A 22,708-nucleotide genomic window follows, 5' to 3' on the forward strand; every position below is an offset into this window, starting at 1 on the left:
GTTAGCTCTGTGCCTGGGCGAGCAGTGTAGCGAGCGCTTCCAGGGTTTGGTCGATATGCGCCTGGGTATGATCATAAGCAAGGAAAAAGCGTAGCCGGGCGCTCTTTTCCGGTACGGCTGGGTAAAGGATCGGCTGAACATTGATGTGGTGCTGTTCAAGCAGCGTGTGGGAGAGGTGTGCTGCCAACGGTGAACTGCCCACAATGATGGGAACAACAGCGGCGCCGATGCTGTGCCCGGTATCCATGCCGTGCTTTTTGGCTTGCTGCAGGAAGTAGCGCGAGATCGAGTGGAGTTTTTCCACCCGTTCAGGCTCTTGCTGCATAAGCGCTAGCACTTTGAGAGAGGGGGCGGCGACCTGGGCAGGCATTCCCACGCTGTACAAGAAACCGGGCGCAAAGTAGCGCAGCGTTTCAACCAGCGCTTTAGTGCCCGCAATGTACCCGCCGCAGCCGGAGAGCGTTTTGCTCATCGTGCCCATCCAGATATCCACATCACGTGGGTCGATGGCAAAGTACTCATGAAGCCCTAAGCCGTTATGACCCATAACGCCGAAGGAGTGCGCTTCATCAACCATCAGCCATACCTGGTGCCGCTTTTTGAGCTCGATAAAGCGAGGCAGATCAGGAATGTCGCCATCCATGCTGTAAAGCCCTTCGATGACGACAATCACCCGTTCAAATTGATGCCGATGACGGCTAAGCAAGGTATCGAGGGCATCAGGGTCGTTATGGGAAAACGACATGCGTTTGGCGCCGGAAAGCTGCGCGCCAACCAGTGAGCTGTTGTGAATATACTCGTCATGTAGCACGAGGTCTTTAGGCCCAAGCAGATAGCCAAGCGTTGATACGTTAGTGGCATGCCCGCTCACAAACGCGACCGCATCATCGACCTGGTACGCCTTGGCAATGGCGTGTTCCAGTTCCCGATGAATAGGGCGCTCACCAGAAACGACTCGGCTGGCCGATACGGAACTGCCGTAACGCGTCACTGCCTCGCAAGCGGCTTGGTTAACGCGCGGGTCACCCGAATAGCCAAGGTAGTTGTAGCTGGCGAAGTTGATGCACGGTTGCCCCTGAATAACGCTGGTTGCTCCGGCAATGCCTTCGTGCACCTTAAAGAAGGGGTCTTTTAACCCCAACTGTTCAGCGCCCTGGCGCAGCATGGCAAGCTGCTGGTAGCCTGGGTGGGCATCAAACCGCGTAAAGCGCTCGGGCACCGGGCTGGTTGAGTCGTTGCCCGGTGAGGAGCTGGCAGCGTTGGCCGTTGCGTGTGGCATCGTACGTGGCGTCGTACGTTTACGTGCTTGTTCCAACAGCTGCCGTTTTAAATCAGAGCGCTTGGCGGTCATGGTGTCTCGGTTGTCGATGATGTTGATGCAGGCTCAGTGAAGCCGTCTGCCCCGTGGCGAGCGGCCAGAGAGGCTAACGCATCTTGCGGTGCTTCTTCAACATCGTCGTCATGCTGATGGAGCTTTTGAATCAGCACACCCGCCAGCTTGTTAAGTGTTGAGGCTTCGCTAAGTATCATTACCGGCACCTGAACACCCAAGCGGTTCTCGATTGCTGTCATCAGCTCGACTCCCATCAGCGAGTCAAAACCCATGTCGTAGACCGAGCGGTTAACGTCAATCTTTTCCTCTTCAATTAACAGGATGCTGGCAAGTTCTGCTCGAAGCAGCTCTGTGACCGTACTATGCAACTCTTCTGGGGAAAGGTCGGCAAGCAGAGCGCTGATATCGTCATCGGTATCGTTGCTGCTGTCGTCATCGCTGGCACGGGCAATCTCGTTAAAGCGTGGCGCATTGGCGGTCGGCAAGAAGCGGGCGAGCGCTCCCCATTCAAGTTCCAGCACGCCAAGGCTGGGGCCGGGTGATACCAGCATCTGCTCAAGCACGTTAAGCGCGTCATCTGAACGAAGGGCAGAACCGCCTAAACGCTCTTGCAGTGCGTCACGCGTGCGAGAGTTGCGCGCCAGGAAACCGACATCTTCAATAGCACCCCAGCGTACACATGTGGCGGGAAGACCGGCAGCACGACGATTAGCGGCAAACGCTTCGAGCCAATGGTTGGCAGCCACGTAATTGGCCTGACCTGGGTTGCCAAATAGCGTGGTCGCTGACGAGTAGAGGATAAAGAAGTCCAAGTGCTCATTACGCGTTAGCGCATCCAGGTGGCGAGCACCCTCTATTTTGGGCGCTAGCACCTTTTGAATGCGCTCGGCGTCCAGGTTACGAATCAAGCTGTCATCTATTACCGTGGCGGCATGTACGATACCGCGCAGCGGGCCCAGCTCATCCTTGGCGCGTGCTAACACGCTGGTCAGTGCATCGCGGTTGGTAATGTCGCAGGCTGCGGCCATTACCTTTACGCCTTGAGCATTAAAATCCGCAATAGCAGCTTGTGCTTCCTCGCTGGCCGGGCCGCTGCGGCTAAGCAGAATCAGTTGGCGAGCGCCTTTGCTTACCAGCCATTGGGCGGTTTTAAGGCCGAACCCGCCCAAGCCGCCGGTCACCAGGTAGCTGCCATCGTTTGATAGGCTCAGCGTTTCACGGCCTAGCGCTTCGTTCCTGGGCGGCGCAATAGGCTGCTCATAGGTAACGACGACTTTGCCGATCTGGCGCGCTTGCTGCATATAGCGGAAAGCATCGATGACCTGGCTATGGCTGAACGCGGTAAACGGTAGCGGGCTGAGGGTGCCGTCGTTAAACAGCGCCATCATTTCCCCGAACAACCGCTGGGTCAGCGCAGGCTGTACTTTCATTAGCTGATCAGAGTCGATACCGAAATAGCTTAAGTTATTGCGGAAAGGGCGCAGGCCAATGTGGGTATTCTCGTAGAAATCGCGTTTACCCAGTTCCAGGAATCGACCAAAGGGGCGCAGGGCGCGCAGGTTTTGGTTGATGGCTTCCCCGGCAAGTGAGTTCAGTACGATATCGACACCTTCGCCCTGAGTGTCTTCAAGAATTTCTTCAGCAAAGGTGAGTGAGCGGGAATCATAAAGGTGCTCCACGCCCATTAGTCGTAAAAAGTCGCGCTTCTCTTCCGAGCCCACCGTGGCGTAAATTTCCGCGCCAAGCCATTGGGCAATTTGCAGCGCGGCAATACCGACACCACCGGCTGCGCCATGAATCAAGACCTTTTCACCTGGCTCCAGGCGTGCCAAGTGTTTAAGCGCGTAGTACACGGTAAAAAACGTGGTCGGGATGGTGGCAGCGGCGGCGTAACTCACGCCTTCTGGAAGAGGCGCTATCGCGTGCTGGCTAGCAATCAGCCGGTCACTAAAACTGGCTGGCCCAAAGCCGACGATGGCTTGCCCTGGGGCGACGTGAGTAACGTTGTCGCCCACGGCAATAACTTCACCAGAGAACTCAAGACCCAGTGTGGGCCCCGCAAAGCCGTTCTCGATCGCTTCGTCAGAAAGCAGGCCGAGCGTGTACATCACGTCACGGAAGTTAAGCCCGGTAGCTTTTACCTTGACCTCAACCTCATCGGCCTTAAGCGCAGGTAACGCTCGTGGGCGCCACTGTAACTGGCGCAACTGCCCGGGTAGCGCAAAGCCGAGGGTCATTGCTTGACGGGCAGGCGTGTTAACGGTTTGTTGAGGTGTTGGTGCAGGCAAGGTGCGCAAGCGGGTGGCAAAGCGTTCACCGCCTGCATGGATGACGACTTCGTTTTCGCTGTCCGCGATAGTCAGCGATGCAGCCCATGTACTTAACGCTGCATCACTAACCTCATGGGGGATATCCAGCAGGCTGGCCGTATGCCCCACGGCTTCATTGGCAAGCGAGCGGCCAAAGCCCCAAAGTGCGGCATCATCGGGTACGTTGTCGTGTGTTTGCAGTGTTTGTTGAGTGTGCCAAAGCAGGCTAACACCTTGAGTGGTAAGCCATAGCGTTGCCGAGGTGAGTTTGGCCGCTTCCAGCGCCAGGCTCCACTGCTGGGCACGATAGCAACGCAAGGTTTGCACGCTGGTGTCGCTACCGCCCAGGTCGCGCAGGTCAATCACATTCAACGTTTGAGCAGCATCGCCCCATTCGCCGAGTGCATGTTGCAATAGCGTATCGGGTGCGTCGTCGCTTTGCTCAACCCGTACCTTGGCCTGGTGTGTGGTAAGTGCTTTAGCCAAGCGCGCCGCAAGCGCCTCGTTGGTCGGGTCGGTGATGATTAACTGGCAAGGCGTGTTGGCAAGGCTTTCATCCGCCTGAGAAGTGACGGATGCCAGTGGCAGCTGGGCATGCAGCAGGTAAGCGCCCGCCGAGCTCTCTTCAAGCTCGATAGGGGCTGAAACCATAAAGCCTTGGGCACTTAGCCAATCGCTTAGTGTGCTGTGTTCTAGCGCTGCCTGGTCGATGCCTGGCGTTGCCAGCACGTCGTCTAGCCACTGGCTGGGGGCTATACCCATCACCATAAGGTGGGCGCCAGGAGCCAACTGGGCAGGCAAGGCTTCAATCAGCTGGCGCGTGCGAGCAGGTTGGGTGGCATCGCTGCTGATGAAGGCGAGCTGGGCTTTTTCTGCGTTTGCTAACGTGTGTGGCGCATCATCCAGCGACTGCACATCAATAAGCGGGTAGCGCTCTTGCAGCTGTTCAGCCTGGTGACGTGCGCTGTCATGTGTGGTAATCACTCGGTAATGGTGATTGCCTGCCTGGCCCGCATTGGCTAGCTGTTCCAGCAGTCGCTGGCCCAGCGCAGGCGCGCAGGGGCCCGCTTCAAGCAGTTGCAGGCGCTCGCCTTGGCCCAATAGGGAAAGTGAGGCTTCGATCAGGCTGCCAAGCTCAGTGGCAAGCGCTTGCCAACCGCATTCGCCGATCAGTACACGGTTTAGCCTTGCCATTAGCTCAGTGGTAATGCCCAGTGTCTCAAGCGATGTCGTGCCGTTGAGTAGTGCATCACGGTGCAAGCCCAAGCGGCCCACCAGATGAATCGGTGCAAAATAGTCGGGGTAATCCTGCACCAGCAGTTGCCAGATAGCCTCGGGCGCCAGTGCTTCCTCGTCGCCTTCAATGGCATAGCCATGCTGGGTAAATGCTTCGCTTAGGCTATCGAGTAACGGAGCGACTTCCTGGGCGTAGCGTTGACCGGTATATGACGCGTAGTGGCTGCTTAGTTGTGCCAAACGGTTGAGGGCGTCGGCCGCCAAGGGCAGTGGCTTGGCGTCAAGCGGCGCTGGGGTAAGCTCAACATCCAGATAGCTAAACGATTGATGATGCGCGCGGTTCAAACGAATCGCCTTGAAGCGTGTTTGGCTCAGCACGGCCACGGCGTTTCCACTCGCATCGTACAGTTCAAAATCTGCGGTAAACGAGTGGGGCGCGCGTTTGCCCATCACGGCGCGAGCCAGTACCGGCACACCCGCTTCGAGGTTGACCTGTATACGACCAACCCGAACGGGCACAAACGCAAGCTGTGCGGCAAATTCACTGTGCTGCGCTAGCAAGGGGATAAACATCTGGAAGGCGCTATCCAGAATGCCGGGATGAAGGTGAAGCGTCGCTAGCTGTGCCTGCACGTTACTGGATAAATCGATGGCGCCGATGACGGCGTTATCTTCGATCCATCCGTGGCTAATTGCCTGGAAGGCAGGCCCATAGTGCAGGCCGATGCGCTCGGCCATTTGCAGGTGTTCCGTTAGCGTGTAGTCCGGTGCGCGCGAAGGCAGTTTAGGTGCCCGACGGTTGAGCAGAAAGCCACGGCTTTCGTGCATATTGCGCGCTACCGCGTTTAACTGCCATTCGTGACCATTGGCTGGTTCACGGGAGTGAATGGCGATGCGGCCATCTTCCGAATTGAGCGCTAAGCGCAGAGCACGACCATTAGGCCCATCCAGCAGGAGGGGGGCACGAATTTCCAGCTCTTCGATATCCAAAAGTGGGGTATCTTTTTGCTGTAATGCGGCGGCTAGGGTTAGCTCAACAAACCCGGCACCGGGGAACACCGCGCCTTCACCCACCACGTGATCGGCAAGCCAAGGCTGACGTTTAATGTCCAACTGGCTTTCCCAGGTGTGCTCTTGCTGCGCCAGCGGGTAGCCCAGTAGAGGATGCTGGTAATAGCGTGAAAGTAGTCCTTGGCTGTCTTGTGTGCTGTTGACCCAGTGCCGCGTGCGTTGCCATGGGTAGCGGGGCAGTAAGGTACGTTGGCCTTCCACGGGGAACACATGACGCATATCAAATGAGAGCCCGCTCAACAGTAACTGGCCAACGCTTTGCAGCAGTTGTTCAAGACCAGGCTTGTGCCGCTCAATGGTGCCAATTGCCAGCCCTTTACGCTCTTGCTGGCGTAGTGTTTCATTGAGGTAGCGGCGCAAAATGGGATGCGCGCCAACTTCTACAAATACGTTATAACCCTGTTGTATCAGCGCGGTGGCTGCGTTATCAAACAGGACCGGTTCGCGGATGTTTTTCCACCAATACGTGGCGTCAAGCTCAGTGCCCAGGCTAAGTTCACCGGTAACCGTTGAGTAGTAGGGCAGCTGTGTTTTGCAAGGGGTAATGTCGGCCAGGGCATCAATAACCCCCTGCTGGATGCTATCCATGGCGGGGCTATGGAAGGCGTAGTCCAGCGGTAGGCGCTTAGCGAAAGTGCCTTGTTCACTTAACGCGGCTTCAAGCTCGGCCAGTTGATCGCGGTTACCTGCCAGCGTGATGCCTTTAGGGCTGTTAATACCCGCGAGGCAAACCTGGTCAAATTCTGGCTTGGCAAGCCATGGCGCTATGTCTTCGGCGCTCATGGCGACGGCGCTCATTTCGCCCTTGCCACGGGTTTTGCCTTGATAAAAACTGCGGAAATAAATGACCTTGACGGCGTCTTCAAGACTGAGTGCGCCTGCAGCCCAGGCGGCAGCGACTTCCCCGACACTATGCCCAAACACAGCGGTAGGCATGATGCCCTGCGCTTTTAGCCATTCTGTTAGCGCGACCTGTAGAGCAAACAGGGCTGGCTGAGCGATTTCGGTAAGCTCGAAGCGGTTCTCTCCGTTCTGCCCCTCAAGCTCAGCACGTAGCGAGAAATCGCCGTGCTGCTGAAACAGGCTGTCCACGCGGTCAATAGCGTCGGCAAAAACGGGGGCTGTATTGAGCAGTTCACGGCCCATGGTTTCCCACTGGCAGCCATTGCCGTCATAAACAAATACCGGGCCACGCGCATTGGGCAGTCGTTCCAGCGTGATCACATGCGGGGTGGCTTCGTCCTTGGCAAATTGGCTCAGCGCCGCTGCGGCTTCTTCTGGCGTTTGTGCAAAGCAAAGTGCGCCAAAGGTGTGCTGTTCACGGTGGTTAAACAGTGTATGGGCAACATTGTAGAAGGCGTCACTGCCTTCTATGAGGTGCTCTGCTAATAAGTGAGCGCTATCCGTAAGTGCGTCCTGGCTTTTAGCACTTAGCCGGATGGGCAGTGTATGAGCGGATGTGTGGCCAGCTGCTGCCGGTTTTTCCGGTGCGCTTTCTAAAATAACGTGGGCATTGGCGCCGCCAAAGCCAAACGAGTTAATCCCGATGACCAGGCGCCCCTCTTTTTTAAGAGGCTGCGCTTTGGTAACGACATGCAGGTTCCATTCATCAAATTTGATGCGTGAATTAAGCTTGCGAATGCCGATGGTCGCAGGCACTTCACGGTGTTGCAGGCTATAAAGCGCTTTGGCAATCCCCGCGACCCCTGACGCCGTTTCCAAATGGCCGACGTTACTTTTTATAGAGCCAATCGGCAGGGGGGCCTGGCGATACTTGCCCAGGGCTTCACCAATGGCGCGGGTTTCTATTGGGTCGCCAACGGCGGTGCCCGTGCCATGGGCTTCCAGATAGTCGATCTCGTCGGGGCTGATGCCTGCCTGTTCGTAGGCGCGGCGCATTAGGTCAATCTGTGCGCTGGGGTTGGGTACCGTAATGCCTGATTTATGGCCATCGGTGTTCACCGCCGAGCCAGCGACCACCGCGAGAATATTGTCGCCGTCAGCAATCGCCTGGTCGTAATCCTTGAGCAGGAAAAGCCCCGCGCCTTCAGAGCGCACGTAACCATCGCCTGAGTCATCAAACACCTGGCAGCGGCCCGTTGGCGAGAGCATGCTCGCCTTGGAGAATATAATGAACCCATAAGGGTGCAGATGAAGGCTGATCCCCCCGGCCAGTGCCATACTGGTTTCGCCGCTACGGATCGATTGACAGGCTTGATGAAACGCCACCATGGATGACGAACAGGCGGTATCCAGCGACATGCTTGGGCCATGCAGGTCAAACACGTAAGAGAGACGGTTGGAGGCAATGCTTGACGTGTTGCCTGTCGCGGTTGACGCATCAATGGCCGCCATGTCATCCGCCATGCGATACGAGTAGTCAAGGCTGGCGACCCCCAGAAACACGCCGCACTGGCTGCCGCGTAAGCTGCTGGGGACGATGCCGGCGCTTTCGATAGCTTCCCAGGCGAGCTCAAGCAGCATGCGTTGCTGCGGGTCCATATTGGCCGCTTCGCGGGGCGAGATACCAAAAAACTCGGCATCAAACCCGCTGATGTCGCCAAGGCTACCTGCCGCAAAGGTAACGCTGGTGCCGGGGTGGCGCTTGTCGGGGTGCAAGAAAGCCTCATGGCTCCAGCGGTCAGAGGCCACTTGGGTGACCAGATCTTTTTCGGCTTGCAGGTCCTGCCAGAACGTTTCAGGGGTGGTGCCGGGGAAACGATGGGCGGCGCCGATAATGGCAACGCGTTTAGTCATTCTTGCTCCTGAGGTTCTGGTTCTGCCTTGATCACATCGCTACTTATATCGTGTCCAAACGCTTGTTTAAATAGCTGGACGCCAAGTTCACTGGCGGTTAACGCGCACGTGTCATGCTGTTTGGGCATAAAGTCGTTCGACCACTCTTTAGCCTGCGTCGACCATATCATGTACGGCGTAGTGCCAGCCGGTAACGAGAGGTGCTCATACGCTTCGGGCAATATAGGTACATGATCACCATACCAGCCCAGCAATCCTGGCCGCTTACGTTCATCCAGCGTGCTTTTAACGCTAGCCAACATTTTGTCGGCCTCGCCTAGATGGTGCAAGTACACGGCTAAATCGTGTAAATGTGCAGGTAGTGGCCAAGGCGCTGTGGGCAGTGCAGCCGCGAGGCTTTCCTGGTGAGGTGCTTCCAGGTGCAACGGCCCATGATTCTCCATGGTAATCACAAATATAAAAAGAGGCCCATTATCGCTATCTTCGAGCAGGCGTCCAACCTTTCGTGCAACGGCCAGGTCACCGATGTACTGGCCTTGCTTTTCGCTACTTTCAAAACCAGTGAGATCGATAAACTGGTCGAACCCTAACTGGGGGATCACTTTATGGCGCATATAAAAGCTGGCAGGGTAGGGGTGAACGCATACCGTACGGTACCCCGCTGCCTTAAACGCACTGGCCAGGCTTGGCAGTGGGTGGCGCGACAGCGTGCGATAGGGGTTAAATTGGCGCGGGCCCCATGCGGCCGGTGAAAGTCCGGTGAGCACTGCACATTCGGTACGTACGGTATTAGCACCCCATGCGGGCACATTTAGCTCGCCATGCAGCTGCGCTTGTAAGCGCGTAGCATCAAAATTCTTTAATAAGCTGTCACTAATGTCAGAGTGCCAGGGGCGTGGGTCGAAAAATGATTCGCTTTGCACCAGTACGACATTAGGACGTACGTTAGATGTTGCCGTGAGGCGACTGGCTTCAACCTTTTTGGTTAACAGGTAAAACGGGGATTGTTCTGGCGCGGGAGGAGATGAGCGCATAAGGGCGATGCCATAAGCCCATAGGCTTGCAAATAAGCCCAAACGATTTATGTCATCTACCGGGTTCAATGTGATGGGAGCGAGTGCCCGCCAGCCCAATGCGATAAGCGGGGCACCTATTGCGATGAGTAATCCGCAGAGGGTGATAAAGCGTTGCCCGCCCCACTGAGATACGAGCGAAGGTTCCCAGTACAGAAACGCTCCGATGGCTCCCGCTCCCGCGCCAATGGCGGCTATGGCAAGGCCGGTCCCAAAAAAGGGCACATAAAGGCGGGGGTGGAGGATGGCATCCCAAAAGTACTCAAAATCGTGGCAGATGAACGGCTCACATAGTGTGCGAGATTTTGTATTACTGGATTGAACGAGCACCAGCTGAAGCGCCAGAATAAACACCACCGTAAACCAGGGCCGCTGAAGCACCAGAATAAACGCGCCAAACAGCAATAGCCAGCTGCCTAAATGCACGCTGTTGGCCGCCAGGCCGCGCCGCCAAAGCGGCTTAGGGCGTGGGTTAAGGAGGGCTTCGAAGATGATCGTCCCCATCCCTCCAACCAGCAGTGGCCAAAACAGCGCAAAGGGCAGCGAAGTCGTCATATCAATCGCTCCCCAAATGGTCAGTATGATTAAAGCCCAGGCGTTTGATGAGCCATTGTGAAATAGCGGCCGGAAGTACAGCCAGCCACCAGGTGCCAAAATTGAGTGGGAACGGAAAGCTGATACGAGCCCGGTTTGCATCAATGCCCCGCTTAATCACGTTGGCAGCCCGCTCTGGTGGCCATTCAAAAGGCTTGGGGCCTGGCATGGCATTACACATGGGCGAGGTTACATAGCCCGGCATTACGACCGTTACCCCCACACCATGAGGCGCCAGTAGCCCCCGTAACCCCTCCCCATAAGCCTTAATCCCTGCTTTGCTGGCGCTGTACGTGGGCGTGGTAGGCAGACCGTGCCAAGCGGCGAGCGAGCTAATCAACACTAACTGCCCGCTACCTCGTTTTTGCATGGCGGGTACCAAATGCTGGGCCATGGCGATGGGGGTTTTCAGATTGATATCCAGAAGCGCTTGAACATCATCCCAAGGCTCTAATGCCCCGTTTGTTTGGGGATGGGTGTTCTTGCCAGCGGTGGCGATCACAATATCAGGCAGGTGTTCTTTACGCAGTGTATGAAGCCACTGCTTGAGTGCTTCTTCATCGACCAGGTTAACCGAGCTGGTTGTCACCTGAGCGCCTAGCGCCCGGCAAGTATCCGCCAGGTTGGATAGTACGTCTTGCTGCCTGCCGTGGAGCACCAGGTGAGTGCGTGGAGCGGCATAGGCGCGTGCCAAGGCACCACCTATGGCACCGGTTGCTCCCGTGATCAGCACGCAGCGCTCAGGTGTGGTGAGGTCTGGGGCGGCACTCAAAGTAGTTTCTCCAACGGCGATGGGCAGGCTTCCAGTATGTGCGCTGCATTGTTAACGGCAAGGTCAATGCTTGGCTGGCAGTAAAAACCGCCGTTTACTTGGACGCTATGCATCACCGTATTACGAAAATAGGTGAAAAGCGCTTGGCTTGGTGGAGGCGGCCGATTCCAAAACTCGTCGAGGTTACCTTCATAGGTAAGTCCGGCAAGATTGTAAATGGGGTCGCTTAGCGCAAACGTAGGGCACTGTTTTTCCAAAGAAACAAAGCCGACAGTGCTGTTAACCGTCACGGTGCCCACTGCATGTTTAATTAGCAACTCCAGGTTGCCGGACTCCAAATAGACGATACGACCTGGCAAGCCGTAAAACTGGGCAAGCTGTTCAATAATCCTGGTGTAATTGACCAGCCCCATATCCAGTGGGTGATTCTTGATGCAAAGCAGGGCATCGCTTGGTGCATGTTCGGCAAACGAGCCCATCACATGATCTATCACTTCTTGCATATTGGCATAGGGTGAGTGGTCACGAATTTGGGCATCGGTATTGAGCTGAAGCGGCAGCATAAAGTAGGGCTTGGCGCTTTCAATCAAGGTTTTTATGCGTTGGGCATCCTGCTTTTTCCACTTCCTTAATAGCGCAAAGCGTTTGATATAGCCTGCGTATTCAACCGGCGCAGTAATCGGTGCATGGTTCCGGTAGTGCGGTGCCACCAATGGGTTGGCTAACCCCGCCAAGTGATAACTGACATCGTGCATGGCGCGGATCTTAAATGAAGACCTAAAACGCACCGGTGGGGGTAACTGGGGTAGCGCCTTACCCGTTTCATAAAACCAGCTGGGGTCGCGGGGTAAGAGCGAGTGACCATTTACGCCGTCGCGCTCAAGCGTTACCCAAAATGGGCGAAAGTAGCCCTCTTCAAACACGTGGGTGCGTACCCCTGCCGCAGGGGCGTTCTCTACCGCGGGCCGGTGGATAGGGCGGCGGTCACCGAACATGACCTGGTCGGTAATCGCATGGCGCTGCCAGAGCGATGCTATGTAGTCAGGCAGTTCACTTAATGATTCACGAAACAGGTAGTTTTCACTGTGGGTACGTTGCCAGTAAGCAATATCGCCAGCGTTGAAGTTAACCTTTACGACGCGGTGCCCGTCCTCTGTCAAACGACGTGCTAAACGTTGATAGAAGGGCGAGCAGACCCCTTGTAAGAATAAGAATGCGCGCTTTGACTTCAACTCAGTGTCTTCCAATCAATAAATTACGGTAAAGCCGGTAGAGGCGCTGCTTCCATGTCAGCGTCGGTTGCTGTGTGCGTGCCTGCTCTAAAAGGCTAACGGCGGTTTCCGCATTACAGAGCTGACGGCTCGAGGGAGCGACGTAGCATGGATACAGAATTAGCGTGCCCGCCACCAATGCTTCCAGCGTTAAGGCGCGAGAGCGGCGCGGGCAGTGCATAGCATCCTGTGTTAACCCCCAGCCTGCGTAAAACGGCATACCATACGTATGTACTTTGCGGTGACGTAATAGCGCCTCGAAGCCTGTCAGCGAACTCATGGTATGAACCGCATCGACGCGCTCAAGCAGTGTGGTGATATCCACGTGGCTGGCATCCAGATCATACAGGTGTTTAGTATCGGGTTCGAGTGCTCCGATGCGAGCACCGCTGACCACGTCGGGGTGTGCCTTATAAATAATAAACGCATGGGGGTGAGTACGGCGCACTTCACGTAAAAGCGCGCTGTTGGTACGAATATGCGGCGAGCCGGTGGCAATGGATGCATCACTCTCGACCTGGCCGGGTACGAGTATTATCAGCCGGTTATCGGGCAGCTCGAGAGTGTCGTGTCCGCGCACGTTATATTTGGAGAGCTTTAATGCCACTAAGCGCTCTCGTAGTTGGCCAGCACGCTCTAGTAGATCATCACTAAAATCGGAATATTCAAGCAGCGACTCCAGGTCACTGGGTTGGCTTGGGTCGTAATAAATCCCTTGAGCATCAATGACCAGTGAAAGCGGTTGAGTAAGATCAACCCCCAGGCCTACAGAACGAATAAAGCCATCTTCAATCCGCCACAAATGGGGCATCAGTGCGGCGTGCTGCTGCTCGAAGGTGTGATCAATACGGCTAGACCACACTAAAAGCTTTTGTGAAGGTGGCGCCTCAGGCAGCGCTTTCTGGTACGTAAGCTGTGCGGCACCGCCTAAAAAGTCATGAATAAAGCGTCGCTTCCACGAGGAGAAGCCACAGCCTATCCACTTGCCGCGTAGCCGTTCCTGCTGGCGCTTTTGGTCGGCAATTAGCGCAATGCTCTCCTCTAGCGTGGCAGGTTTTAGCGTATACGGATTGGCATAGCGCGTATAACGCAGATAAGCCGCCGCGAATACTTCATGGAGCGTGCGTTTTGTATGTCGTCGCGAGCAGGCTAGCCGGTCTTCGGTGAGTCCCCAGCCTGCATAAAAGGGCAGGCCAAAGCAGTGAACGCGCTTGCCCGCCAGCAACGCTTCAAAACCGAGCTGGCTGGTCACGACATATACAGTTTCAACCTGATCAAATAATGCCCAAGGGTTAATGTCTTCACTGATCACGCGGCAGCGGGGGTGGTTTTGCGCGCTGAGCAGGTGGCCCTGTTTTTTGCCTGCGATAACATCCGGGTGTATCTTGACCAAAATCTCAGCCGTAGGGTGGTCGGTAAGCGCTGCGGCCAGCATCTGCTCGAAACTATCCGCATTCGCTCCCCCAAACTCAATAGAGGCATCGCCTGCGGTTTGATCAACAACCAGCACTCTCTCTTGGGGCGAATTGCTTGAAGCAGGATCTGGCGCGTGGTTGTACTTGGATAGACGATAGCGCGCAAGCTGCTTAATGCACCGCTCGGCCTGGTTGATTTCGTCGGTAGTAAAAGTGGCGTTGTTAAGCCAGTTTTCTAAATCGGAAGGTTTTGAAGCATCGTAATAAATACCGGTGTGATCAACGACCAGGCTATGCCCTTGATAGCCCGCTACTCCCAGCCCAAGCGAGCGCAAAAAGCCGTCTTCCAAAGCAATATAGGGTAGCTGGCGGCGCTTGGCATACCGCCTTGCCTGAAGGCTTGATGGCTTTAGTCCCCAACCAATCACGACGTCAGGTTTGTTTTGCAGTGGTCGTAAGTAAGAAAAGTGGCTAAATTCAGGCAGCAAGGCAGGCAGTGCGCTAATTTTTCCGATACCTGATGAGGTAAAGCCTGCCGTTTTATTTGCCATAGGTATTGTCATTCGTAACGGAACAAAAAGTTAGGCGAGCGAACATACGTGAAACAGGCCCGCTTATCAATTAGTCACAGTAAGTGCTTACGGGATTACAGAAATTTGTGTTTATAGTCACGAAGCTGAATGATCGTTTAAATTTAATTTAATGCGGCGCGAGAAAATCTGCTGTTTTGATAGGGTGGTGTAATAGAAACAAGGTGTTAGGGCCGTGCAGTATACTCCAGACGTATGCTCAAGTTTGGCTTGCCAATTGGGTAATTGGACGTTATTTACCTTATAGTGGCGTGGGAAGTACGGTGTAGCGACCACGTTGCCCGCCAAGGGGGCGATGAATTTGGCGTGTACACTGGGGCAAGCGCAAACCCATTGCGGAGGCACTGTGCCAGGCAGTCAGTCAGGTGTCGGTTATCCACTCAGGCAAAGGGCGCAACAGCGTGGTGGTTAACGCAGCGACCGACCAGACCCTTCAGGAACTCTTTGATTACGTTATTAGGTCACGACGCTACGCTGTCCGGCGTCTGCCTTTCTTGATATGCATTCGATAAACTACCCGCCACCGCAAACTGAAAGGGCACGCTGAATTGGCTGAGGCAACACTGTGAACCTACTTGAATTGTTTACTCAAACACTTGATATCACTTTACCCGTGTTTGCCATGGTTTTTCTGGGGATTGGCCTAGAGCGCTTGGGGTGGATTGATCGCACCTTTGTCACCACCGCGTCTGCGTTGGTGTTTAAAGCCACGCTGCCCACCTTGATCTTTTTAAGTTTGATTAAAGCCGATATTAGCGTTGCGCTGGATATCTCGTTAATGGTGTTTTTTGCCATCGCCACACTGGGGCAGTTTGTGTTGAGTTGGCTATGGGCACACTTTCGCGTTCCTTATGCCGAGCGCGGGATTTATGTTCAAGGAGCCTTTCGCGGTAATTGCGGTGTCGTTGGGCTGGCGTTGGCAGCGGGCATGTACGGCAACTATGGGCTGTCAACGGGCAGCCTGTTGGTTGGTGTGGTCATTATTATGTACAACGCGCTATCAGTGGTGGTACTGGCTGCTTATCAAGCGGAAAAAGCCGCTAATTGGCGCAGCATTCTCAAGCATATTGCGACGAATCCGCTGATTATTTCAGTGATCGTGGCCTTGCCGTTTACCGCTTTTTCTATTTCGCTCCCCAGTTGGGTGATGACCTCTGGGGATTATTTTGCGTCGCTCACGCTACCGTTGGCATTGATCTGTATTGGCGCAACGCTCTCGATGTCCAGCATTCGGGATAAAAGCGACATTGCGGTGAGCTCCAGCATTATGAAGATGGCCATCTTGCCTGTGCTCTCTACCGTAGCTGCCTGGCTGTTAGGCTTTGAAGGCGAACAGTTGGGTTTGTTGTTCCTCTTTTTTGCCAGCCCCACCGCCGCCGCCAGCTTTGTCATGGTAAAAGCCATGGGCGGCAACGCAGGCCTGGCCGCCAACATCATTGCGATCACCACCTTAATGGCCAGTATTTCGGTAACACTGGGCATTTTTGCGCTGCGTTTGTTGGGATGGGTGTAAGAAGGACAGAGGCGGGTTGGAGTGTTATCTGTAACACGTTATACTGTGCGCCCCTTCTGCAAGCAAAGTCCCTGTAGCTCAGTAGGATAGAGCAGCCGCCTCCTAAGCGGCAGGTCGCAGGTTCGACTCCTGCCAGGGGCGCCAATCAAAAATAACGATTAAAACTACAATCAAATATAATCTCGTATCCTTACCGCTTCTTCTAGCTGGCTAACCTCTTCTGAATATTGTGTGAGGATATGCTCTGCCGTCTTCTTCAGCTCTTTTCACCATGTCATCAGTACAAAACGCTGATGTTAGCGCCTAAGCTTATTGGCTGCCCCAGAACACCACATGCCTGTTCCTCAAGGCGCATTAGTAATCTTCAACTGACGCACAATGCCGTACCTCTCGCTTACCAGCATGAAAAGTAGAAAAGTACCAAAAGCGATAGATTGGTAAAATTCCGTCCGCTCAACGACTATGAAAACAGGCTTACGGCGTTGACGATTAACAGGAGGTTTACCATGAAACGTTATCTACTGAGTGCCATGCTGCTTTTACCCTTGGCAGGCTGTGCCACAGAAGGCAGTTCACGTAATGCAGAAGAAGCACACCGCTATGCCGTTGAATACTGCGAACGTGAGGGTGGGGAAGTGCGCAGTCGTGAATCTGGCGGTACTCAACGTGACTACTGCCATTTAGTTGAAGGCCGTGTCGTTGAAGTGAATATGCTGTACCGGACCGAAGGGTTGAGAAACGACTGATACACAGGGTGGGCGTTCTCTGTGCTGGCCCATTTTGGTATTAGGGTTAATGCGGCTCCCCTGAATAGGTGCACTCAGGTATGCTCGTCACCTACTTATTACCTCGTCGCTTTTTCAAGGACACTGCCCATGTTGTCGCCTAACCGTATCGCCAGTGCATCGTTGGCGGGTTTACTTGCTCTGCTTCCTGCCACGTTATTAGCTCAGGAGGCGCATATTGGTAGCGTGCGCACCGAGTTCAGAATGCTAGGGCCAAACAATACCATTGAAGTCGAGCGGTTCGATGACCCGAAAGTGCAGGGTATCTCCTGTTATATTTCCTACTCCCAAATTGGTGGAATTTCAGGCGCGATTGGGCTTGCTGAAGAAGCCAGCGAAGCAAGCGTGGCCTGTCGGCAAACGGGCGAGATTGTCTTTAACCCCGATGAGATAGCTCCGCAAGAGGTGGTGTTCACCCAGCGCCGCTCGGTGCTCTTTAAGAATATGCGCGTAGTGCGCATGCATGATACTGAAACACAAACCTTTGTGTATCTGACCTATAGCACCAAGTTGGTGGATGGCTCGCCAAAAAATGCGGTTACCGCTGTGCATTACGGCGATCTAACGCCGGGCATACGCTGATAAAAAGTAGCCCTGTTAATAGCCATGAACTAATAGTCATGAAGATCGCACTTTTATAAACCGCTATCCTGTTTGGAACGGGGAAGGCGCTGGGCATTGCCTAATTCTGTGCCCAATATGTGGCGTAAAAGGCTTATGTTAGCCTGGTTACCCTATACCGATATCGACAAACAGACGCTTTACTCTTCCTCATGAGAAGCGATTTATTGACGCAGCTCATGCCATGGCTTGCTGAAACCTGATATTTTAAAGGTGTATTTAAAATGAATCTTTAAGCTATAGGGAAGAGGCCTCCATGCTCACACCGGCACAAGAACAGATCATTGCTGCTACAGCCCCCGTTGTGGCTGAGCATCTCGATACGATTACCCAGCGCTTTTATCCGTTAATGTTTGAGCGCTATCCTGAGGTGAAGTCACTTTTCAACCAAACGCATCAGCAAAATGGCGGGCAGCCACGAGCGCTGGCAGGTTCCATTCTGGCGTATGTGCAGGTTCGCCAAAATCCTGAAACGGCGCGCCACATTATGGAAACTGTGGTTAACAAGCATATCTCGCTGGATATTCAGCCGCATCAGTACCCGATTGTTGGGGAATGCCTGATGGAGGCTATCGGTGAGGTGCTGGGCGATGCGGTGACGCCTGAAGTTGCGGATGCCTGGGGGGCGTTGTACCAGGAGCTTGCCGCTTTGTTGATCGAGCTTGAAGAGCAGCGCTATCAGGAGTTCGAGCAGCGCCTTGGCGGCTGGCGCAGCACGCGGCGCTTTCGTATTGAGAAAATACAGCAGGAGAGTAGCGTTATTCGCTCGTTCATCCTGGTGCCTGAAGATGGCGGCCCGGTCGCAAACTATACGCCCGGCCAGTATATCGGCGTGAAGCTTATGATTGATGGCGAGCCGGTACATCGCCATTACAGCTTGTCAGGTATGCCGGATGGGCGTTCTTACCGCCTGTCTATCAAGCGTGAACCTCATGGGCTTGCCAGCCGCTATTTTCACGACCATCTAAACGTAGGCGATACGATTGAGTTGCTGCCGCCAGCGGGTGAGATGACACTCGTGCCGGGCGATGAGCCCCTGTTGTTGGTGAGTGGCGGCATCGGTCAAACGCCCTTATTGCCGATTGCTCAAGAGGCGCTGCAACAAGGCCGTAAGGTTGCTTATCTGCATGCCGCGATAGACGCTGAGCACCGTGCCTTTGCGACCACGCTACAGGAGTTGGCACACGCGTATCCTGAGCAGTTAAGCGTCGTCACCGTATTTGAGCAGGATGACAGCGGTGACTACCAGGGGCGTATCAGTGATGAGCTTTTGGCGAAACATATCGTGTCCGGCGAGCGCTGTTACTTTGTCGGGCCTCATGGCTTTATGAGTGCGGTGGATGACAGCTTGACTCGCTTGGGCGTGCCCGAGTCACACCGCCACTTCGAGCACTTCGGCCCGGCGAAGGCGTTAGACATCGCTTAGTCGAATAGTATCGAACCGCCTCCTTCGCCGTGGGTGAATGCGAAAGAGGCGGCCTTGGGTTTAGAGCATCGTTAATCCGCTGGGCCAAAGCGGTTCTGGAACAGGGGGTATGAAAAAAGGGTCATGAAAAAGAAGTTATGAAGGAGTGGCATTGGCGGGGGAAGGTATGTGCTCTTCATTGGGCCATGCGGTAACGACAACTTCATAAATGCGCCAGTCGTAATTATTAAGGTGCTGAGAGGCCTCTTTCAGATGCTGCGCCAAATCATCATTACTATGCGGGGTGACAAAGGCCTCGCCGCTGAAGATTGGGCCTTCTTCACGTAAGCGTACCGAGGCGGCGGCTACCCAAGGCATGGCGCAAAGCTCGGCTTCAAGTGCTTCTTCCATGTGCTCCGGCTTTTCGCGAGACGTAAAGTGAGGGCGGCGATCAAGCAGGTCGCCTACGGCCTCCTTTAAATTGGTAATGCCATCCTTGGTAACGTCCAGGGCAATAATGGCCGCAGCAACTGCGTCTGCCCACCAAAAACCGGCCCCTACGCCCAGCACGCCTACTATGGCAGCCATCCCGGTCATCCAGTCAGCTTTGCTCATTTTGCCATCCGCAAAGACGGTTTTCTCATGCACTTTGGCGGCGGCTTTGGTCTGTAATCGCCCGATAATAACCGGCGGAATGACACTGTAGATAAGCACGCCAACCATCACCCAGCCCATCCATACCGTCTCACCAAACAGCGTGATGGCGCCGATACTGGGGTGCTCTTGGTGGGCAAGCTTTAGCAACGAGTCTCCAAGTAAAAACAGGCCCATCGCGCTTAGTGCAGTGGCGGTGCATAAAAAGGCAATGATTGTGGCGCGTTGATACCCATAAGGGTAGGTTTTATTAGGCGGGCGATTGCGCAACCGGACGGCCAGCAAGAAAGCGATAGGCGGAATGAGCGAAAGCATGTCTTCCAGCCATGCGACTTTCATTGCCTGGCTGTTGCCCAGTACCGAACCCAGTACCGCTACAATGGAAAGACGAAACGCTAAATTCCACCATTCAAGGCGGATCAGATAGTCGAGATCCTGCTGTTTCTCTGGAGGCAGGTGATAAAGCTTGCGTATTTTCATTGTTCAGCCTCCAGCTGTTGAAGGCGTTGTTCAATACCGGGGTAGCTATTTAAATGGCGCTGTACGACCAGCATCCAGGCATTTTCTCCTTTGGGTAGCGCCATAACATGCTGGTCGGTGGCGATTTCCCACTCTCCAACCTGATAGTTGTGCGCATGCAGCCACCAGGAGGGGTTGGCAACCGCTTGGTTTAGTGCATCAAGATTGGAAGTGGGGCGGAGAATCGCGCCCTCTTTTTTAAGCGCATGGGCGATATGATTAACGGCAGGAAGGGCGACCTCAACACCTTCAAGATGGCGGGGTAAGGAAGTGCTTCTGGGTACCCCGACTGAATAGTGGCTCTCATAGTAGGCCTTGGTGGGGGTGGCGAGGGCGCTCACATTTGAATCCTGAGTAAGCCCACCGGCCACCAGGTCAAGCTGGTATTGGGAGAGCGCCGCTAACAGATTTCCTTCGCTATCCCAGTGCCAGTTAACGGTGGCATCCATATCTTCTGCAAGCGCACGAATGATGTCGACTTCCAGCCCTGCCGGGCCTTGGTCAGTATGTATGACCCAAGGCGGGTTCTCGGACAGGCCAACGTTCAGCTCCCCGCCCTGCATCTCTGTCATGGGGCGTTCAATATTGACCGGATAACGGCAACCTGCCAAAGCGAAAACTGCAAAAATGAGCAGCATGTGGGTCCGAAAAACACATGATATAAAGCTATCCTTGCTTTGCATCGTATAATCGCTCCCGTTAAGGGGATGTAGATAACCGCTCATTAATAAGGCTTACAAAAAAGTGAGCATAGGGTCGCTCAAGCCTTGCTCACTTTATACATTAGGCGTAATCAGCTATTTTCCAAATGAAGGGCTGGGTTTAGCAGCGTTGCCTTTTTATGCGACCATTGATGCACATAGGCTGGCGCACAGATGACATGCCTGGGCGCACTCTTGACAGTGCTCTGCGTCATGTTGGTCGCACTCATCACCGCACTTTTGACAGATATCCGCACACAGCTGGCAGACATCCTGAGCATATTCGCTATTCTGGGCCATAAAGGAGACGGCCAACCGGCAAATTTGTGCACACTGAATATCTAATCGAATACATTCAGCCATGTGTTCAATGTTGGGTTCTTGAAGGCAGGAGGCCGCGCAGTTATCGCAATAGACCGCACATATATTACAGGCTTCGATGCACTCTTTAAATTTCGGTATGCTCACGTTAGTACCTCCTTTATGAAGATGCGCCTTTACACTCAATTAGTTTGAAGAATAGCCGGAAAAGGCGTTCACGCTTAATAAGTAGTTTATGATGCTAGCCATTGTTTGATAATAGGATCTAAGTGGGTGTTTTGCGTAGGAGAAGAGGATCTTTAATATTTTTTAAACCCTGTGGCACAGGTTGCTCTTTTTCTTTTAATGTTTCTGGCTTGGTTTATGCAGCATGAAAGAAGATAGACAATAGCGTAATAGAGAGGGTTTTTATGTATGGATCGTTAACGTTGTTGTGTCAGTAACCTGGTTTTTTAAACGCAATTGCAAGCGCTGAGCATGCGCAATTGCGTTATAGGTAATCAGAGGTTTCATAAGTAATTCAACGTGGTCGTTTGACCAGGCACGCGGAGGTTAAATCCTCAATATTGGTGTGACCCAATAGGCCTAATGTTCTGTCTACTTCTCCTCTCAGCAGGTTTAAAGCATGCGCTGCACCCGCTTGGCCACCCGCCGCAAGCCCGTAAAGCATCGCTCTTCCAAGCCAAACGGCGTCTGCGCCTAACGCCAGTGCTTTTATAATATCGGTGCCGCGCCGAAACCCGCTATCCACAAACACATGGCAGCGTTCCCCTACGCAGGCTTTTACGTCGGCCAGGGTATCCATGGGCGAGAGCGAGTGATTGAGCTGTCTTCCACCGTGGTTGGAAAGCACGATACCGTCAACGCCAAGTTTTACGGCCTGCTCGGCTTCTTCCGGCGCCAGAATCCCTTTGAGAATTATCTTGCCTGGCCACGTCTCACGTAACCAGGCAATGTCTTCCCAGTTAAGCGACGGGTCCAACTGCGAGCCGATAATTTGCGATGCGCCTTGGGCGCCACGCTTTTCCGGTGGCAGAAGCTCATCCAGGTTTTTAAAGGTGGGTAGGCCGGGCAGCAACACATCCAGCATCCAGCGAGGCTTGGTCATCATGTGTGCCAGGTTGGCGAAGGTGGGTTTCATGGGTCGCCGGAAATTGCGCACGTCCCACTCACGGTTGCCGTAAATGGCGCTATCCGTAGTGATCACAATGGCTTCAAAACGGGCGTCCTGGCAGCGCTTGATAAGCGATTTTACGAAGGCTCGGTCACGATAGAAGTACAGCTGCATCCACGCCGTCAAGCCTTCAATGGCCTGGATATCTTCCATGGCGGTGGTAGAGACATTGCTCAGCACAAACGGGATATTCGCATCGCGGGCGACACAGGCAAGTTTTCGGTCGCCATCACGCGTCAGCATGCCGTTAAATCCTGTTGGACCAATCGCTACTGGCATTTGGTAAGAGCGGTCAAACAGTGTGGTGCTTAAATCCCGCGTACCCACCTTTGTCATTGTTCTGGGTTCAAACAGGTATTGATCAAACACAGTGCGATTATGATGCAGCGTATGTTCGTCATCGCTTCCGCCATACACATATTCAAACACGAAGTTCGGCAGTCTTTTTTTGGCGATGCGTTCAAGGTCGTTGATGTTTATTGATTTCTTATAGTTTGAACCCGTGTAAAGCTGGCGTTTCATGTGCGTTACCTTCAACCAAAGTATAGGGCGTTTAGGCTTTTGTTTATCTCGCCATACTACCATACTAGTTGT

The 22,708-nt window shown here is 54.1% G+C and carries 14 protein-coding genes and 1 tRNA gene; 5 read left to right on the forward strand and 10 right to left on the reverse strand.

The genetic code is table 11. The features are described 5' to 3' along the window. Position 1: 1 nt before the first annotated feature. The 6 genes from ACT3TY_RS11060 to ACT3TY_RS11085 are packed head-to-tail and all read right to left on the reverse strand — an operon-like array spanning position 2 to position 14,382. Entirely contained in the window at positions 2–1,351 is a 1,350-nt protein-coding gene (locus ACT3TY_RS11060) for an aminotransferase class I/II-fold pyridoxal phosphate-dependent enzyme (protein ID WP_444628216.1), read from the reverse strand. Continuing rightward, positions 1,348–8,706, reverse strand: coding sequence for an SDR family NAD(P)-dependent oxidoreductase (locus ACT3TY_RS11065; protein ID WP_444628218.1), 7,359 nt, complete (start codon positions 8,704–8,706; stop codon positions 1,348–1,350). Before ACT3TY_RS11065 ends, ACT3TY_RS11060 begins: the two co-directional genes overlap by 4 nt. Next, complete coding sequence (locus ACT3TY_RS11070) at positions 8,703–10,334, reverse strand: LTA synthase family protein (protein ID WP_444628220.1); 1,632 nt, start codon at positions 10,332–10,334, stop codon at positions 8,703–8,705. The genes ACT3TY_RS11065 and ACT3TY_RS11070 overlap by 4 nt, the downstream gene beginning before the upstream one ends. 1 nt (position 10,335) lies before the next feature. Beyond that, complete coding sequence (locus ACT3TY_RS11075; RefSeq protein ID WP_444628222.1) at positions 10,336–11,145, reverse strand: SDR family NAD(P)-dependent oxidoreductase; 810 nt, start codon at positions 11,143–11,145, stop codon at positions 10,336–10,338. Then, positions 11,142–12,377 carry a capsule biosynthesis protein gene (locus tag ACT3TY_RS11080; protein ID WP_444628224.1) on the reverse strand — a complete coding sequence of 412 codons (1,236 nt, stop codon included), beginning with the start codon at positions 12,375–12,377 and terminating at the stop codon, positions 11,142–11,144. The genes ACT3TY_RS11075 and ACT3TY_RS11080 overlap by 4 nt, the downstream gene beginning before the upstream one ends. Position 12,378: 1 nt before the next feature. Beyond that, positions 12,379–14,382, reverse strand: a complete 2,004-nt coding sequence (locus ACT3TY_RS11085; protein WP_444628225.1) for a capsular polysaccharide biosynthesis protein — start codon at positions 14,380–14,382, stop codon at positions 12,379–12,381. A gap of 604 nt (positions 14,383–14,986) precedes the next feature. Between ACT3TY_RS11085 and ACT3TY_RS11090 the strand changes: the two genes are divergently transcribed. From ACT3TY_RS11090 to hmpA, 5 genes are all read left to right on the forward strand, one after another. Further along, positions 14,987–15,934, forward strand: coding sequence for an AEC family transporter (locus ACT3TY_RS11090; RefSeq protein ID WP_444628227.1), 948 nt, complete (start codon positions 14,987–14,989; stop codon positions 15,932–15,934). 67 nt (positions 15,935–16,001) lie between these two features. After that, positions 16,002–16,078 (forward strand) — tRNA-Arg (locus ACT3TY_RS11095). A 362-nt stretch (positions 16,079–16,440) separates the two neighbouring features. Beyond that, positions 16,441–16,680, forward strand: coding sequence for a DUF333 domain-containing protein (locus tag ACT3TY_RS11100; protein ID WP_444628228.1), 240 nt, complete (start codon positions 16,441–16,443; stop codon positions 16,678–16,680). Between the two features lie 129 nt (positions 16,681–16,809). Then, positions 16,810–17,301 carry a CreA family protein gene (locus ACT3TY_RS11105; RefSeq protein ID WP_444628230.1) on the forward strand — a complete coding sequence of 164 codons (492 nt, stop codon included), beginning with the start codon at positions 16,810–16,812 and terminating at the stop codon, positions 17,299–17,301. A 295-nt stretch (positions 17,302–17,596) separates the two neighbouring features. Beyond that, entirely contained in the window at positions 17,597–18,766 is a 1,170-nt protein-coding gene (hmpA, locus tag ACT3TY_RS11110; protein ID WP_193053865.1) for an NO-inducible flavohemoprotein, read from the forward strand. Positions 18,767–18,901: 135 nt separating this feature from the next. Here hmpA and ACT3TY_RS11115 read toward each other — a convergent pair whose 3' ends face one another. The 4 genes from ACT3TY_RS11115 to ACT3TY_RS11130 all read right to left on the reverse strand — a co-directional run bounded on the left by ACT3TY_RS11115 (position 18,902) and on the right by ACT3TY_RS11130 (position 22,636). Further along, positions 18,902–19,879 (reverse strand): cation diffusion facilitator family transporter, encoded by a 978-nt coding sequence (locus tag ACT3TY_RS11115; RefSeq protein ID WP_444628231.1) that lies wholly within the window; start codon positions 19,877–19,879, stop codon positions 18,902–18,904. Then, positions 19,876–20,490, reverse strand: coding sequence for a transporter substrate-binding domain-containing protein (locus tag ACT3TY_RS11120; protein ID WP_444628232.1), 615 nt, complete (start codon positions 20,488–20,490; stop codon positions 19,876–19,878). The genes ACT3TY_RS11115 and ACT3TY_RS11120 overlap by 4 nt, the downstream gene beginning before the upstream one ends. A gap of 267 nt (positions 20,491–20,757) precedes the next feature. Further along, on the reverse strand, positions 20,758–21,087 hold the full coding sequence (locus ACT3TY_RS11125; RefSeq protein WP_192528543.1) for a four-helix bundle copper-binding protein: 330 nt from the start codon (positions 21,085–21,087) through the stop codon (positions 20,758–20,760). A gap of 373 nt (positions 21,088–21,460) precedes the next feature. Then, positions 21,461–22,636, reverse strand: coding sequence for an alpha-hydroxy acid oxidase (locus tag ACT3TY_RS11130; protein ID WP_444628234.1), 1,176 nt, complete (start codon positions 22,634–22,636; stop codon positions 21,461–21,463). Between the last annotated feature and the right edge of the window lie 72 nt (positions 22,637–22,708).

Source organism: Halomonas sp. AOP22-C1-8 (assembly GCF_052378905.1).
GTDB classification, from domain to species: Bacteria; Pseudomonadota; Gammaproteobacteria; order Pseudomonadales; family Halomonadaceae; genus Vreelandella; species Vreelandella citrativorans.

Coding starts and splice junctions, on each gene's coding strand:
- ACT3TY_RS11120 (WP_444628232.1), bottom strand. CDS start 20,490: ATGACAGAGATGCAGGGCGGGGAGCTGAACGTTGGCCTGTCCGAGAAC.
- ACT3TY_RS11100 (WP_444628228.1), top strand. CDS start 16,441: ATGAAACGTTATCTACTGAGTGCCATGCTGCTTTTACCCTTGGCAGGC.
- ACT3TY_RS11065 (WP_444628218.1), bottom strand. CDS start 8,706: ATGACTAAACGCGTTGCCATTATCGGCGCCGCCCATCGTTTCCCCGGC.
- ACT3TY_RS11060 (WP_444628216.1), bottom strand. CDS start 1,351: ATGACCGCCAAGCGCTCTGATTTAAAACGGCAGCTGTTGGAACAAGCA.
- hmpA (WP_193053865.1), top strand. CDS start 17,597: ATGCTCACACCGGCACAAGAACAGATCATTGCTGCTACAGCCCCCGTT.
- ACT3TY_RS11105 (WP_444628230.1), top strand. CDS start 16,810: ATGTTGTCGCCTAACCGTATCGCCAGTGCATCGTTGGCGGGTTTACTT.
- ACT3TY_RS11115 (WP_444628231.1), bottom strand. CDS start 19,879: ATGAAAATACGCAAGCTTTATCACCTGCCTCCAGAGAAACAGCAGGAT.
- ACT3TY_RS11070 (WP_444628220.1), bottom strand. CDS start 10,334: ATGACGACTTCGCTGCCCTTTGCGCTGTTTTGGCCACTGCTGGTTGGA.
- ACT3TY_RS11130 (WP_444628234.1), bottom strand. CDS start 22,636: ATGAAACGCCAGCTTTACACGGGTTCAAACTATAAGAAATCAATAAAC.
- ACT3TY_RS11085 (WP_444628225.1), bottom strand. CDS start 14,382: ATGGCAAATAAAACGGCAGGCTTTACCTCATCAGGTATCGGAAAAATT.